Origin of the sequence: Paenibacillus sp. Soil750 (assembly GCF_001428045.1) — a bacterium.
In the GTDB taxonomy this organism is placed as follows: domain Bacteria; phylum Bacillota; class Bacilli; order Paenibacillales; family NBRC-103111; genus Paenibacillus_E; species Paenibacillus_E allorhizoplanae.
Genome location: NZ_LMSD01000005.1, coordinates 107,975 through 123,808 on the forward strand (window position 1 = coordinate 107,975; position 15,834 = coordinate 123,808).

General features: G+C 45.6%; 12 protein-coding genes. All 12 read right to left on the minus strand.

All coding sequences use genetic code 11. The features are described from left to right. Positions 1-175: 175 nt before the first annotated feature. Positions 176-4,093 (minus strand): S-layer homology domain-containing protein, encoded by a 3,918-nt coding sequence (locus ASL11_RS06990; RefSeq protein ID WP_056611599.1) that lies wholly within the window; start codon positions 4,091-4,093, stop codon positions 176-178. A 272-nt stretch (positions 4,094-4,365) separates the two neighbouring features. Then, positions 4,366-5,475, minus strand: coding sequence for a glycosyltransferase family 4 protein (locus ASL11_RS06995; RefSeq protein WP_056611602.1), 1,110 nt, complete (start codon positions 5,473-5,475; stop codon positions 4,366-4,368). Positions 5,476-5,610: 135 nt separating this feature from the next. After that, complete coding sequence (locus ASL11_RS07000) at positions 5,611-6,402, minus strand: WecB/TagA/CpsF family glycosyltransferase (RefSeq protein ID WP_056611605.1); 792 nt, start codon at positions 6,400-6,402, stop codon at positions 5,611-5,613. 78 nt (positions 6,403-6,480) lie between these two features. Continuing rightward, positions 6,481-7,608, minus strand: a complete 1,128-nt coding sequence (gene csaB, locus ASL11_RS07005; RefSeq protein ID WP_056611607.1) for a polysaccharide pyruvyl transferase CsaB — start codon at positions 7,606-7,608, stop codon at positions 6,481-6,483. Beyond that, entirely contained in the window at positions 7,581-9,632 is a 2,052-nt protein-coding gene (locus ASL11_RS07010) for a DUF5693 family protein (RefSeq protein WP_327205089.1), read from the minus strand. Before ASL11_RS07010 ends, csaB begins: the two co-directional genes overlap by 28 nt. Before the next feature lie 173 nt (positions 9,633-9,805). Further along, positions 9,806-11,500: a phospho-sugar mutase gene (locus ASL11_RS07015; protein WP_056611610.1), complete on the minus strand. Its 1,695-nt coding sequence runs from the start codon at positions 11,498-11,500 to the stop codon at positions 9,806-9,808. Positions 11,501-11,532: 32 nt separating this feature from the next. Continuing rightward, the gene (gene fabZ / locus ASL11_RS07020) at positions 11,533-11,961 is read right to left on the minus strand and encodes a 3-hydroxyacyl-ACP dehydratase FabZ (RefSeq protein ID WP_029195635.1); all 429 of its coding nucleotides are present in this window, start codon (positions 11,959-11,961) and stop codon (positions 11,533-11,535) included. 168 nt (positions 11,962-12,129) lie between these two features. Beyond that, the gene (locus tag ASL11_RS07025) at positions 12,130-12,648 is read right to left on the minus strand and encodes a CDP-alcohol phosphatidyltransferase family protein (protein ID WP_056611613.1); all 519 of its coding nucleotides are present in this window, start codon (positions 12,646-12,648) and stop codon (positions 12,130-12,132) included. Between the two features lie 114 nt (positions 12,649-12,762). Continuing rightward, positions 12,763-12,981, minus strand: coding sequence for a DNA-directed RNA polymerase subunit beta (locus tag ASL11_RS07030; RefSeq protein WP_056611616.1), 219 nt, complete (start codon positions 12,979-12,981; stop codon positions 12,763-12,765). 25 nt (positions 12,982-13,006) lie between these two features. Then, the gene (locus ASL11_RS07035) at positions 13,007-13,873 is read right to left on the minus strand and encodes a flagellar hook-basal body protein (RefSeq protein WP_056611619.1); all 867 of its coding nucleotides are present in this window, start codon (positions 13,871-13,873) and stop codon (positions 13,007-13,009) included. Positions 13,874-13,897: 24 nt separating this feature from the next. After that, on the minus strand, positions 13,898-14,791 hold the full coding sequence (locus tag ASL11_RS07040; RefSeq protein ID WP_056611622.1) for a flagellar hook-basal body protein: 894 nt from the start codon (positions 14,789-14,791) through the stop codon (positions 13,898-13,900). Between the two features lie 28 nt (positions 14,792-14,819). After that, positions 14,820-15,818: a rod shape-determining protein gene (locus tag ASL11_RS07045; RefSeq protein ID WP_056611625.1), complete on the minus strand. Its 999-nt coding sequence runs from the start codon at positions 15,816-15,818 to the stop codon at positions 14,820-14,822. Positions 15,819-15,834 lie beyond the last annotated feature (16 nt).

Sequence of the window (15,834 nt, forward strand, 5' to 3'; positions counted from 1 at the left end):
TCTCTTTCGTGTAGCTTCGCGTCTATCACCTCGGCCACAAACTTAGTATACGACACTCTATACTACATTTCATTGATAAGTATTTTCCAAATGTGTGTCTCAATGCATTCTAAATACATACCAAAAACAGCCCCATCACTTATTAGGTGACAGGGCTGTTTGTTTTAACTTCTACTTATGGAACCATCTTTTGTTGCTTCATAACGCGATACGAAATGATGGACGCTTGGGCGCGCGTTAACAGTTCTGTTGGGTCGAAGCGAACAGTTGCTTTTGTTTCTCCCGCCAGCAGAGTATTCTCGATCCCCTCAATTAAGCCAGCCTTAGCAACAGCTTCAACAGAAGGTCTTGAGTAGGACTCAATATTATCGGCGTCCGTAAATGTTTTCTGCAACGACGTAAGTGATTTTTTAAGATCCGTGCTCAATTTCATTTCAGCAGCTCTAGCAATCATAACAGCGGCATCTTGGCGCGTTATGGATCCACTAGGGTTGAATCTATTACTTGCCTGACCACGAATAATACCCGCTCTTGCCGCGGTCTCAATGTACTTGTAATCGTAAAGCATACCGATGGCATTATCAATTTTCAGAACATCTGAGAACGTTGAGCTGCCGCTATAATTCATAGGAAGCTTAAACACCTTCACTAAGATTTGAGCAAACTCACCACGTGTAATGTAATCATTCGGTCCAAAGGAGAATGTTGTTTTGGCTCTCATAACCCCTTTGGAGTAGAGAGTTTCCAATTCAGTTCTCGCAAAGGAATGACCCGTCATATCATCAAAACTGCGGTCCATGTACATAACTTGATAGTAACCAAACTTTCGGAATGGCACTGTTATAGTGTTCGCTTTGTTATCTACTACACCGCCAATGTTCTTCCAGCCATAATCCGTGGTGTTCGCGTAATTCGCGTAAATGTCATAGAAGAACACGGTAATATACTTCCCTGCATCCTGACGAATAGCCGGATCGAATTGTAACGTTAACGACCCTTCCTGAGAAGGTACAACGAGTTCATCATTAAGACGATTGAAATATGGACGTCCTAAAGTAGTATCATCATAGGGATCCAAACCAGTTCCATTAAGACCTTTGCTCAAATCGTCTGCTGTCGTTGTTGTTGTACTTGGCGCAGGAATGTAGCCTGCATCCATATAGTACAGATTACTCGCTGCATGGAACGTATCTTCTGGCACCTTAACGCTAATCTTAGATTTAAAATAGCCATTCGCTACCGGATACAGAGTCTTATTAATTCTTCCATCATCCGTATCTGCTATACCAAATAAGATTTTGCGAGTCGTTGAAATGTACTGATTGTTATTGCTATCTGGGACATTTCTCATTAATTTAGTGTCTTTAGGGAAGGATAATTGAACCCCTCCATTAAAAATCTTAAATTTAGTATTCATTAACTGTAAGGTTTGCATGCCTTGCACATTCGTATTGGTATTGAAGAGAATGAAGCTACCATTCACCTTGGCACCATTGCGTGTAATAGTGAACTTAATCACGTTCGCACCAGGTTTTAACCCTGTCGCCTGATACAAATACTGATCCACAGAATTCACCGTACGTTTCGTCGCTTCATCTTTTCCAAACACGACACTGTCCGCATTTTCTGCTTCAAGGACAATATTATAGAAATCACTATTAATATTGGATTGCAGTTCTCCTTTTGGATTCTTAATCAGGAGAGGTTGAATAACTGTATAAGGGACATTTTGTCTTGTAATCGTTATGGATCTGGTTGATGTAATATTGGAATTGTTCGTAATTCTAAACTCAAATACAACATCAGAATCATCTAATAATTTAAAGCCATTTGTCGTAAACGTTTGTGTGGGAAGCGTATTGGATACACCCGAGAAGAAATCTGTTCCTAAGGATGTAACTGTCCTTGAATTAGGCGTTTGGTCGATAACAGTGATTGTATCTTTAATCGTTTGTTGATACACCAAGGCATCACCCTTGGCATCCTTCGTATGCACGACTAGTGTCAGTGCTTTAATTGGCGAAGCCGCTCCATTCGCATCAAGACTCGTAAATATCCCGCTAAAGGATACCGTACGCTGCGTTGTTGTATAAGTGTCTGCATCCGCCCCAGCGACAAATTGGGTACCTGCACCGATTGCACCATTTTCTACTGGTTTAATCAAAGTGAATTGCGGCGCATCTGTTGAGAATAAGTAGATGTCATAGGATTGCTCTGTAATGAAGACATTGTTAACGTAAATCTTGAATTTTAATGTGTTTTTCCCTTCGACTAATACCTTGGTAATATCCGAATTAAACAAGTTCAAAGGCAAGGTAAAGGCATTGGTTCCTGGCACAAATATCGTATCGATTGTTTGAGAGTCTAGTGTGTACAAACTTTCATTCAAAAATACTTCTACTTTATTCCCAGGCTTAGTTGCTGGTGCCACAATTGGATCTTGATAAAAGTTCACTAAACGACCAGAGATACATGCCTCGGTTGTTCCGCAAGTCAAATTTTTGATATTTCTGATGGACATGCTATTTGAAATATTATTGATGATAACGTAAGGTGCATTGCTGATGGTTAGCTTATAGTCTGTTGTACTATATTTCACATCATTTACATCATAAAGCTCGATGCTCAGCTTCTTGTTTCCGTCGCTAATCCCTTGCAGCGTTATATCAAACTTCTTCATATCCCCGTAGACCGCGCCAGTGATGTCAGTAGTGTCTGGATAATATACGCCGTCAAGCTTGGCTCTAATAAATTTTGTCTCATCATTCGTATAGATATGAACTAGCCCTGGTAGCTCATTCACTAAATTCTCATCCGTTAAACTTAGTTCATTCTCTACCGTTCCGTTAGTAAGTGTCGCCTTATCAATATAAGGTTTGTCTGGGTCTACATATTTGAACTTATATTCTGATGTTACAGGTACTAGACTGTTCGAGATATCGCGGAAAGTAAACGTTAATCGTTGTTCATTAAGGGCATAGCCCGTAAGGGTTGGAATCTCAACCGTTACATCCTTAACTGTATACTCAGCATTACGAGTTAAAGAAGCGTTATGGGCCGAAGAATACGTTACACCGGTAACAGTACCAGCTGCTGCTAAATCAATAGTAGCTACCGTACCATCATTTATCGCGACATCGACATATCGATATTTTAGCGATGTACCTGTAGCATCAAAATCACTTTTGACATTCGCTGTAAAGGTAAGCGCACTGGTTTGAAACGTCGGGATGGTGATTAAATCTTTCGATGTTTCAGGTTGCCCTGTAGCTAATACCTTACCGTTGAAAGCAAATGGTTGACCATTGTCATACCATAGTTTTTTAACCACTTGATACTTATTCGTGTCATTGCTTGCTGTGAAGTTAATAATATTATCCCCTGCAGTTAAACAGAAGCTTGTCACCGAAGAGCACGTGGAAGACGATTTATTCTTATCATCGCCCGTGAAATAGAAATAACCGTCATTACTTTTGAAGCCCAGCTTAGGCAGACTATCCCCTGAAAGAGTAGCTTGGACTGCGCTTGCATTGGAAGCTTTCGTTTTGATTTGAATACCTGTTGTGCCTGCTTTCAGCGGGCCGCGGTCAACCGGATAGATTTTACCATCTTCAAGTTGCTCGTTATTAACGGTAATGTTAGATAAATTCGTCGTCGGGGCGTAGTAAAGCCAGCCTGGCGCGGACGCAATAGCACTTGATTCTCCTAGATATACAACAACTTTATTCAAACCTTCTGACAACTGAATGTTATCGAATTTTACTAGATTGGATCCAGCGATTTGAGCCTTATTATTTTTCTCTGTTACAACGGCACCAGAGTTAATATTCGTGATCTCAAAATAAATGGATGGAATCTGTGAATCCGTTAAATTCGTTGTTTCTACATTTAAAACAAAGGGTAGTTGTGTAATTCGTGTTACCAAGTTGTTATCCGTAGGACGAGCTGTAGATGTACCAGCATTATCGGTTTCCGTGTATAAGTTTTTGATAACTAGCGTTGAAGCTGCACTCGCTGTCATCGCAGGCACTAAACTAATCATCAAGGATATGATCAACAGTATGCTTGCTAGTTTGGTCTGTAATCGTTTCAAAACAATTTCCTCCTTATGTTATCTAAATGTGATTAGCTTTTTATGTATGGGACTGGTGTATCATTTATCACTCAACTAGATTTCGACAATCCCTCCCAAATTCTTCTATCATTCTACATGATTAGACGCGGCTAATCGCCAAAAGTTACTGTATATTACTTATCGGTTGATTGCAGGTAAATGTTTAGAGATAGAAAGGTTTTCCCTTAAAAAGTAAAAACCCAGCCACAAGGGCTGGGTTAGATAAGTCATATGAAATGATGAGGTATAGGTTATTTTCCTACGCGATCACTCTGAACCTGCTTACCTACTAACCTTTGCAGGAAGTTGATCACAGGCTTGCGGCTTTTGCTAATAATACCGATAGCCTCTGCCCCGACAAGCATAACGAGGAACAATGCGACTATAATCATAATCAATCCCCAAGTAGAGTCTTGGGAAATAAATACTGAGCAGACCACCGCGCTGCCACCGAAAATAGCAGCAATTCCATAGATGATCAGTACGCTTGTACGATGGCTGAAGCCCATTTGCAATAAGCAGTGATGCAAGTGGCTTTTGTCCGGTGCCGAGATTGGCAGTTTATTCACATAACGGCGAAGCATGGCAAAGAACGTATCAGATAAGGGCACGCCTAAAATCATAATCGGGATTAATAGTGAAACAACAGCAGCTTGCTTAAAGCCGAGAATCGAAAGTGTTGCAAGGGCGAAGCCCAGGAACAAGGCGCCGGAATCGCCCATGAAGATTTTGGCCGGATGGAAGTTAAAGAACATAAAGCCTGAAATACTTCCTAGCAAAATCACACAAAGTAAAATAACAGTTACGTTCCCCATCATCAGGGCAAGAATGAGAATCGTTGTTGTTGCGATACCCGATACACCTGCTGACAAACCATCCAGGCCGTCAATCAAGTTAATCGCATTGGATACACCGACAATCCACAATATTGTAATCGGGATACTCAACCAGCCAATCGGCAGGTTCGTTTCACCAAATGGAATATTAACCAAATCTATTTTGAGTCCAAATGAAACAACGATACAGGCAGCAATAAGCTGTCCTAAAAGCTTCCATTTGGGGGATAATTGAAAGCGATCATCTAGAGCACCTGTGACAACAATCACAAAGCCTCCGAGCAGAAGTCCAAAAGCAGCATCTGAATTCACGGCATCAAGTGCTGGAGAGACGACGAAATAAGCTCCAACGAACGCGAGGAAAATCGCTAATCCTCCTAAACGCGGCATAATTCGCGTATGAACCTTCCGATGGTTGGGGGCATCAACAGCTCCTACCCAGAAGGCAAATTTTTTGACCAGGGGTGTCAGCAACAACGCCATAACGCACGCAGCAATAAACCCTATCGCATATAATCCATACATGTCTTCTTCACAGCTCCTCTTGTCATGGGTGGCAGGCCGGTGACCGCCGAAATGAATTATACTCCCATTCCGTCACAAATACTACTGCTAAATTCATCTGAAATGACCGTTTTCAGCCAATTTTCAAAGATATTTTCATTGTTTTGTGACGTTCTCTTTGTCGCGCATCACTTTCACTGCGAATTTCGGTAATAGAAGCATTCTCTTATAGCGCCACGGTTCCTGAAGAAGGCGGTAAAACCATTCCAGACGTAGTTTTTGAAAAAATTTAGGTGCTCGCTTTAGCTTGCCCGAAAGCACATCGAAACTTCCGCCAACTCCCATCATTACAGGCACACCCAGTTGTTCTTTGTATTTCCCGATCCAAGGCTCTTGGTTCGCTGCCGCTCTACCTACGAGAAGCAGATCTGGCCCAGCATCTTTAACGGATTGAATCACTTGCGCGTCCTCGGCATCGCCGAAATAGCCATCCCTTACTCCGACTAGGTTTACCTTCGGATAAGTCGTGCGAATTTTCTCAGCCGCGGCTTGAATAACTTCATTGGAAGCACCTAACAGGTAGACCTTCCATGCCTTCTTCTCCCCGACCTTCATGAGTTCGTGGATTAAATCATAGCCAGGCACTCGTTCTGCGACAGGTTGACCGACGTGATTAGCGGCCCAAACAACACCTGTTCCATCTGGCACGATCAACTCTGCGCACTGCATCATCTTCAAATAAGAAGGATCGTCCTGGGCGGCCATCACCATAATCGGATTAGCCGTAATAACCTGATGCGGCTGTTTTAACTCAATGACCTTCGTTAAGTAATCAACGGTTTGTTTCATGCTCATTTTGGAGATAGGCACACCGTAAATGCGCACTTTCGGTATAGCTTGCAAGGATGCCAGTGCTGCTGGCTGATTGGTAACAGAAGTAGAGCTCATTATATCTCTTCCTTATTATTGACGTTGTAGGTTGCATTTTGGTTGCTAGTTGGTGGAATGTGGATGAAAATCTATCTACTATTTCCGTTTATAAAAAGAAATGATCCGCTGCGCGGGCAGCTGCGCTTGCGCCTTCAGCTGCTCAATGGCAGCGCTGCTCGACGCCGCCCACTGCTCGCGACCATCGAGGAGGCCCAGCGCCTCCTGCGTAAAGTCAGAAGCATCGAAGCGAGCTGTCGATGCGGCGGCTTTCATACCAAGCCTATGGAGGAACTGGTCGATCTTCGGATCGTACGAGATCCCCACCATAGGCACGAACTGCGAGGCTGCATAAATCAAAGAATGCAGCCTCATCCCGATCAGCAGGTCGCACGCCGCGACCTGCGCGAGCATATCCTGCGGATGCGTGATGCCACGCACCATCTCCGCACGACCACCGTGATCGCCCAATCGGTCGATCACGAACTGCGACGCCACCTCATCCGAGGGGAGGTGGAAGGGCAAGAACCGCAGCTGCACGTCCGTGTGTGCTGCGAGCAGCTCTTGCAGGGACCGCGCGAGAGCTTCCAGCTCGGAGTGATCCTCGTTCCAGAAGCGGACGGACACGCCGATTGTCCGCGCCGCCACCGAAGACGCGCCATCACTCGGCGCGCCAACCCCGCCATCCCGGAGGGGCAAGCCCATCACCGGGTCGGGCACAACCGTGATGCGCTCCCGCGGGAGACGCATCTTACCCAATAAGTCCGCGGACTCTGTATCGCGGACCGACACGAAGGCGCAGCGCTTGAACACGCTGCGGATCCAGCCGTAGAACATCGGCCGGCCCACCGGCCCGATGCCTTGCGAATAAATAAACGTTGGCTTCCCCAGCCATTGTGCAATTTTCAAAACAGCCAAGTAATACGGGATCGTCTTCGAGCTAGTGGCATCTTGCAATAAGCTGCCACCGCCGCTAATTAGACCATCCGATTCGCGCAAAGCTCGCAACAGGGAGCCTGGCTTCATCCGATGATAAGCCTTCACGCCATACATCTCTGTTGTTTTCGCTGGATTGGCCGAAAGCACGATAGGTTCAATCTGAATGCCCTGTGCCTGACCCTGCTCCTGCAAAGCGAACAAAATCGACTGCAGTACAGCCTCATCCCCGCTATTATCGAAACCATAGTAGCCGGATAACGCTATTTTGACAATTGGGGCTGTACCCATCGTTTCCAACTCCTTGTGAGTATTTCCCAAGCTGCAATGAGAACTAACCCGATGATTGCACCTAGCACAAGTCCGTAGAAGATACGGATTAAGGAAATGTGCAGCGGTGTGTGCAGGTGAGCAAACGTATCCACTAAGGAAAGTTGACCGACGACACCGATGAACAGCAAGTACACGGCATGACGGTAACGAACGGACAAGTACGCACCCAGTACGAATATCGGATGAGCAACTAGGAATTCCTTCGTCCGCGGACGTACGCCTAATGTATTTTCTAAGAAGGAACGGAATAACTTCTCGATCGAAGAAGCTTGTCCTTCATTCCCTGTACGAGACAAGTAATAGAAGACTGCCGCAAGTCCAACGCCTGCGATCACGATCCACAACACACTTATATAGGAAGAAAGCAATCGGCGAATATTCGCGATCTTTTCCTTATACGTATTATTCTCACTAAAGAATAAGAGATACACACCAACTATGGCAATTGGTAGCAAATGCAGCATCCCAACACCTCTAAACTGTTGAAGTACCAAGGAATACGTCACATGATTTAGCAACGCCACAACATAAACAATACCTATACAGGAAACAAGCGATGTTCGAAGCAGCTGCCATAACCCATAAGCCAGTCCTGATTTCCATTTCGCTGCAACACCTGATCTCACTGAGCGGATTGCCAGCATAACCGCAACACTAGGTGCACTAATAGCTGTCGCCAACGCAAGTCCTTGCGCGTACAAATTCGCCGAAAGCGTATGTAAAGCAACCAAACCTAGCAAGCCCACAACGAAGAATACAATCGTCAATTCAGGCAAGAAGAACGAAATCATCCATACGATCAAGCTCAGTCCGCCTAACAGCAAGAAGAATCGAGCAATCTTTTGCCAACCTGTAGTATGTACATCGAATGCCTCAGCTTGTCCTAACGTAAAGCCTACGTCTTGGATACGAGGAATTGCACCGTCTTTACCCTGCAAGGCTGCATAATAGGACGAAAGCGGATCAACAACCTTGCCTTTATCTAAGCTTTTCACCGGTCTGGCATTCAGAAATACCATGCGGATATTACGATCCTTCACAGCCAATACAAGCCGATCTGACACACCCTGCACACGATCAGCAAGCTCAGCTTTTTTCAGCGGTTCTGTCAGTTTCTCGCCATCTTTCTCAGTAAAAGAGTGCAGGCGCACAACGTTGTAATTCGTTTGCTTAGCTAATGTACTGAATCCTTTTTGCGGCTCCTTCAATAACTCAATTGCTGCGAGTCCGATGCCGTTTTTATTAAGCAAATCAGCCATTTTATTCAAATTAACTTCTGTATCTTCTTCGGTGTATCCAGGGACTTCATTCCCGTCCACGATGATGCGTTTGACACCAAGATCATGGAACTGCTTAAGCATAGCATCCATCTCATTGGTGTGGAACGATCTACGATTCGCTAACCGCACAACGATTTGAAAACCTTGCTCTTTCAGCATTTGCAGCGTAATCGGGTCTGGATCCATCGCCTTAATAGAAGCATCATCCATGCTCATCTGAATGACGAGACCATTACGGTTTTTGAAGCTCCACGGCTTCACGCCCACTTGCAGATCCGCGAACGTTTTCTGGATAAGCGGCTCTAACTTCTGTTGCGTTTGGTTATCTGCGAACAGCACATACGTATAGTTCTCGCTAGGATTACCAAGTGTTTGAGTCAGCATAGCCGCGTCACGGGAGTTGTACATCTCAATGCGACGGCTCTCTTTGAACTCACCTAACGTGCTTTCGTAAACAGCCATAGAGCTTATGCCCGCGGCTTTCATGTTCTTCAACTCATTGTTCACAAAACTCTGTGGATTCGTCTGCACGTCAGCAATATCCAATAAATCACGATAGTCGAACACGAATTCAACTTGATTCGCCGACGTTTCGGTTTGGTGACGTGTATAAGCAAGCGGCAAGGAACACAGCATCCCCAAAATCACGATCCACCATAAAATATTTCTTAACGGGTTATTCCAGGTTTGATACAGATTCACCAGTTTGTCCACTCCTTAGAGCATTTTACTTTCCAATCCCTTATACACTCGAAAACCTCTCCGCCCCCAAACGCGGGGAATACGCCCAATACATGCTAGATTTCATATCCAGCCATGTATTAGACGAGCTATCCCTCACTTAGGTTCTGAAGAGGTTTTGTACACCTATTTCACTATCCGTCTACACGATTAAGCACGTATTGAATGATGCCATCTAGTTGCTGTGCAGCCTTAGGTCCTGTTGTTCCTTGGACTGCAAAATAAAATTTAATTTTCGGCTCTGTGCCGGATGGACGTAAACAGAACCATGAACCGTCCTCTAGTTTGAACTTAAGAACGTTCTCCCGAGGTAAGCCATTAATCCCTTGTGCGTAGTCCTCAACCGCGATTACACGTGTACCGCTGATCTCAGTTGGCGGATTTGTTCTCCAAGCTTCCACCATGCGGCCAATTTGTTCTACGCCGTCTTTCCCTTTAAGGGTTCTAGATTCCAGTTTTTCCAAAAAGTAACCAAAGGATTCGTACAGCTCTTGCAGGACCTCATACAGGGTTTTGCCTTGCTTCTTATAGTAAGCCGCAGCTTCCGCAATTAACATAGCCGCGATGACTGCATCTTTATCTCTTGCATAATCGCCAGCCAAGTAACCATAGCTCTCTTCATAGCCAAACAAGTAAGTGTACTCACCTGTTTTCTCGAATTGCGACATTTTTTCACCGATATACTTAAAGCCCGTTAAGGTATTCAGTGTTGGAATTCCATAATGATTCGCGATAACTGCGCCCATCTCACTCGTTACGATCGTTTTGATCACAACACCGTTAGCTGGAAGGGTTCCACGTTCTTTCATACTCGACAATAAATAGTTCACAATAATCGCACCGGATTGATTGCCCGATAACACGACATACTCACCATTCGGATCCTTCACGACGGCACCCATACGGTCAGCATCCGGATCGGTTCCGATAATAATATCAGCATTCCATTCCTTTGCTTGTGCAATTGCTAGCGTAAACGCTTCGCGCTCTTCTGGGTTCGGCGATTTGACGGTAGAGAATTGTGCATCTGGCAGTTCTTGCTCAGCAACAACCCGCACTTGTTCGAAGCCAACAGCCTTCAGAACTTCACGCACCGGTATATTCCCTGCGCCATGCAGCGGAGTGAAAATCACACGGAAATCATCGCTGATTTCCTTAATGACGTCTGGATTTTGACTAACGGCCGTAACCGCTTGTATGTAAGCCTGATCGACATCTTCACCTAACCATGCGAGAAGCCCTTGCGCTTCCGCTTCTTGCTGAGACAACTTCTTCACTTTATCAAAGGTATTGATGCTCTGTACGTGATCAATAACCTGCTCTGCAAACTCAGGCACCAATTGCCCACCGTCTGCACCGTACACTTTATAACCATTATATTCCGGTGGATTATGGCTTGCTGTGACAACAACACCCGCTGACGCGCCTAGGTATCTGACAGCAAAAGAAAGCTGCGGTGTTGCATGCAGTGTCTGGAACAGATACGCTTTAATCCCATTGCCCGCAAAAACAAGCGCGGATTCTAATGCGAACTCAGGTGACATATGGCGGGAATCGTACGCTAGAACAATAGACGGATTAACCGCGCCTGTTCCGTTTACATATTGCGCTAAGCCTTGGCTAGCACGACCCACGGTGTATACATTGATACGATTGGTACCCGCGCCAATGACCCCACGGAGACCGCCCGTCCCAAATTCAAGATCTTTATAAAAGCGATCCTCGATTTCTCTCTCATCTTCCCGAATTGCTTGAAGTTCTTGCTTCGTTTGCTCATCGACAGCTGGATCTTGGAGCCATAATTGATACTCTGTTTGCACACGCGTCATCGTCGTAGGTTCATCTCCTTTATATGTATGGGCTATTTATTAGCAAGGGCGAACATAAGCTCACCTTCGACTACCACTTTGTCGCCAACTTTAGCCACAGCTTGGCCTTTAACAATAGTGCCTTTTACCCGTGTGATGGTCATTTCTAAGGTAAGTGTATCTCCAGGTACAACTTGCTGACGCCAGCGAATGCCATCTGCACCTGCGAATAGGCCGATTTTGCCTTTATATTCAGGCATGGACAGTACGGCTACAGCACCAACCTGTGCTAAAGCTTCAACAATCAAAACCCCCGGCATAACCGGATAACCAGGAAAATGTCCTGCAAAGAATGGTTCATTGATCGTAACATTTTTAATTCCTACAGCTCTAACCCCTTCTTCTACCTCCAAAATACGGTCAACTAGAAGGAAAGGCGGGCGGTGAGGAATGATCTCTTGTATTTGATTAATATCTAGCATGTTGCGTTCGTGCTCCTTTCGAATACTTGTATAAAATACAAGGGAATTACTTACAATAGGGAGGTCCCTTCATATCCTGCAGAAGTGAAGGTTCATATAAGGGGAGCTTATGTAACGGTCTGTATGACAGACCCCTACATAGGCTCTTTTTCATTTTTTCCATAACCGTTATTTCGCTCGAGCCCCACGATTTAATAGAAGGAACTGGAAAATATAAATGAATGACGTTAAGAAAGAGACCCCGATCACATACCACAAATAGGTGATGGCAAAGGTGAATTCAAACACAATAAAGAGGATGGCGAAATAGTAGAGTACCGTCGTTAGCTTCCCCATAACGTTCGCTGGAACGGTCAGTTTGCCTCTGAAATGAAAGAAGGCGGAGCCAATAATCATGCCTGCATCACGGATGAACATGGCCACTGCTGCCTGCCAAGGAATCATCTCTGAGATGAGGAGGGAGAGGATGACCGCAATCATCATGCATTTGTCGGCAAGTGGATCTAACATCACACCCATCGGGGTAATCAGCTTGCGCGTTCTAGCGATATAGCCATCTAGAATATCCGTTAATCCAGCTACAAGTAGAATGATGAAGGAGGTTCGGATGTGGCCATTGGAAAAAAGCACGAGGTACACGGGGATTAGTACAAACCTGCTGATCGTGAGCATGTTCGGTATATTCAAGGTACTCCTCCTGCGCCTAAGTATCCGATCCGAAATTTCAATATTTGGTAGATAAAGTCTTTCTTCATTATACAACTGCTCTTACAAAAATAAAACTCCCATACGGGAGTTCGATTAATTCGCAAAAACGAGATCGTATAAATGCCGCCATGTGCTAATATGTAAGATTTCTGATGAAGGTTGATTCCCAAACTTCGTGTAGCCCACCCATAGACCAATATAGATCGCTGCAATGGCTAGCACGGGAATACGTACAATTTTGAAAATAAGCCATAGGATCTTCTGCCATTTCGGCCTTGGCTTCTTCTTAACTGGAGCTGGCTTGTCTGCCATCGAGCCTATCCCTACCTTTCTACGATCATGCACGTAAATTGTTAGCCATGTTCATCATCTGATCGGAGGATGTGATGGCCCGGGAATTCAGCTGTAAGGCGCGTTGGACAATAACCAGGTCCGTCATTTCATCCGAGAGTGTCACATTGGATTGTTCCAGAAAGCCCTGCATTAAGCTAACGCGAGTCGCTTCTGTTGCAGCCACGCCGTTCACATCTTGCAAGATATTCGCTTTCTCAGCCTCAGTAATCCCCGTTGGAAGTGTGTATAAATTATCCCCCACATCTTGAAGAAGCTGCGGTCGTACGACACGCACCAGCTTGATTTGACCTAAAGTTACGGGCGCAGCAGCTGGGTCCTGTTCATTGTAGCCTTTGATCGTACCGTCTTTCTCAACGACTGGTCGAGTCCCTGATGGTACATTAATCGGGCTTCCATCGATATCGGAGATATAATGGCCCTCTTTCGTCGTAAGAACCGTCCCACCCTGTCCGTCCGGCGTTAAGCTGAATGCCCCGTTACGTGTCCATGCGGGCTGGAATACTTGATCACCATTATCGTCCACCTTGCTGACGGCTACTTCAAACAAGCCATCGCCTTGAATGGCGAAGTCGGTTGTATTACCTGTCGGCTGAATCGGCCCTTGCGCCAAATTCGTCTGAATTTGCACAAGCCTCGATCCCCAGCCTTGGTTAAAACCGAGCGGCGAGAAGCGACCTTGCTGACGGAACCCTTCAGGCTGCGCTTGCACATTCGTCAACACATCCTCGAAGGAGGCTTCCTTCTTCTTAAAGCCGTTTGTATTCACATTTGCTATGTTATTGGAGAGAATATCCAGCTTTTGCTGTAAGCTGTGCATGGATACCGATGAGTTGATCATGGAATTGTTCATGGCTGGCTCCTTCGCAAGCTAGATTTAGACGCGTCCTACTTCATTTGCTGCTTTGTCCATACTTTTATCATACGATTGAATCACTTTCTGATTCGCCTCATAGGCGCGCAGCGCCGACATCATATCCACCATGGATTGCGCGGAATCTACGTTCGATCGCTCGATAAAACCTTGGCGCACTTCAACTTGATCACCTGGCGCTACTTGCGAGATCGTCGCTTCATCTCCTGGATTAATACGCAATAACCCATTCCCCTCACGGAGCAATAGATTCGGATTCTCTGCACGTGAAAGCATCAAACCGATCGGCGCGCCAGCCGCATCCAGAATCGGGCGTCCGTCGCTATTCATGAACTCGCCCTTAGCCGTTACTTTGAAATTGGAGATCGGTTGCCCGGCTCCATCCAACAAGACCAAGGGTTGTCCATCTCGGCCCAATACTTGTTCGCCATTAGCATTAACAAGCTGACCCCCTGCATCGACAGTGAACTTCCCGTTTAAGGAGTAACGCTGCTCGCCATTCGGGTTCAAGACGGTAAATAGTGCCTGCGGTTGGAACGTTCGCTCCCCTTCTGCATTTACGTATTTACCCGTTGCATCAAATGCAATTCCCGGTAATTGAATGTTGGAGACCAATGCGAAATCGAAGGGATTCTGCGTTTCCTGCAGATCGCCTTGGGTGTGAACGGAGATACTCTCCTCCGAGAACACACCTAAGCTCATCCTCCCAAGTGGTGCTGGAGAGGCACCTTGTCCACCGCGAATCGTAGAGATCAGCATTTCTGGAAACGAACGCGACAAGGCATTACCCTGTTTAAAACCTGGGGAATTCAAGTTGGCAATATTATTCGTTATGGTATCGTGTCTGCGTTGCTCAGAAATCATCCCTGCCGCCGCGGTATACAGTCCTCTTAACATCTAGTCACCTCTTAGATAGGTTATTTCATTAAAATTTACGTTTGGTTACTTTATCTAAATTATCCAACATAATCCCAGTGCCTTTAACAACGCAAGACATTGGATCTTCAGCGATAAGAACAGGCACTTTCAACTCATCCGCAAGCAATTGATCAAGCCCATGCAATAATGCGCCGCCGCCTGTCAGAATAACGCCACGGTCAATAATATCCGCAGACAACTCAGGTGGTGTCCGCTCGAGTACGCTCTTCGCCGCTGTGACGATGGAGTAAACCGGATCCCATAACGCTTCCTGTACTTCACTAGAGTGAATTGTAATCGTCAATGGAAGTCCAGAAACCATATCTCTTCCGCGAATATCCATCTCTTGATCACGCCCATGTGGATATACCGTTCCAATTTTCAACTTAATATCTTCGCTTGTCCGTTCACCGATCAACAGCTTGTACTTATTTTTGATATACTTCGTGATCGCGATATCGAACTTGTCGCCTGCGATCTTGATGGAAGAGGAGGTGACGATGTCGCCCATGGATAACACGGCAACATCCGTCGTCCCCCCGCCAATATCAACAACCATGTTACCGCTAGGCTGGAAGATGTCCATTCCAGCGCCGATTGCCGCCGCCTTCGGTTCTTCTTCCATGAATACCTCTCGGGCACCGCTGCGCTCAGCTGCTTCGCGAATTGCTTTCTGCTCAACTGAGGTAATGTTGGTAGGGGCGCAGATCAGTATTCTCGGATGAGAATACCAATTCTTGCCCCCAATTTTCGCAATGAAATGCTTCAACATCATTTCCGTAATATCAAAATCCGCGATAACACCATCCTTAAGAGGACGAATCGCAATAATGTTACCAGGTGTTCTACCTACCATGCGGAAGGCTTCTTCTCCAACAGCCAACACACGTTTCGTATCGCTTTCAATTGCGACTACGGATGGCTCATCAAGCACAACTCCGCGACCTTTTACATGAATAAGCACATTTGCCGTGCCGAGATCTATTCCAATATCCTTGCTGAACATTTCTAATTAATCCTCC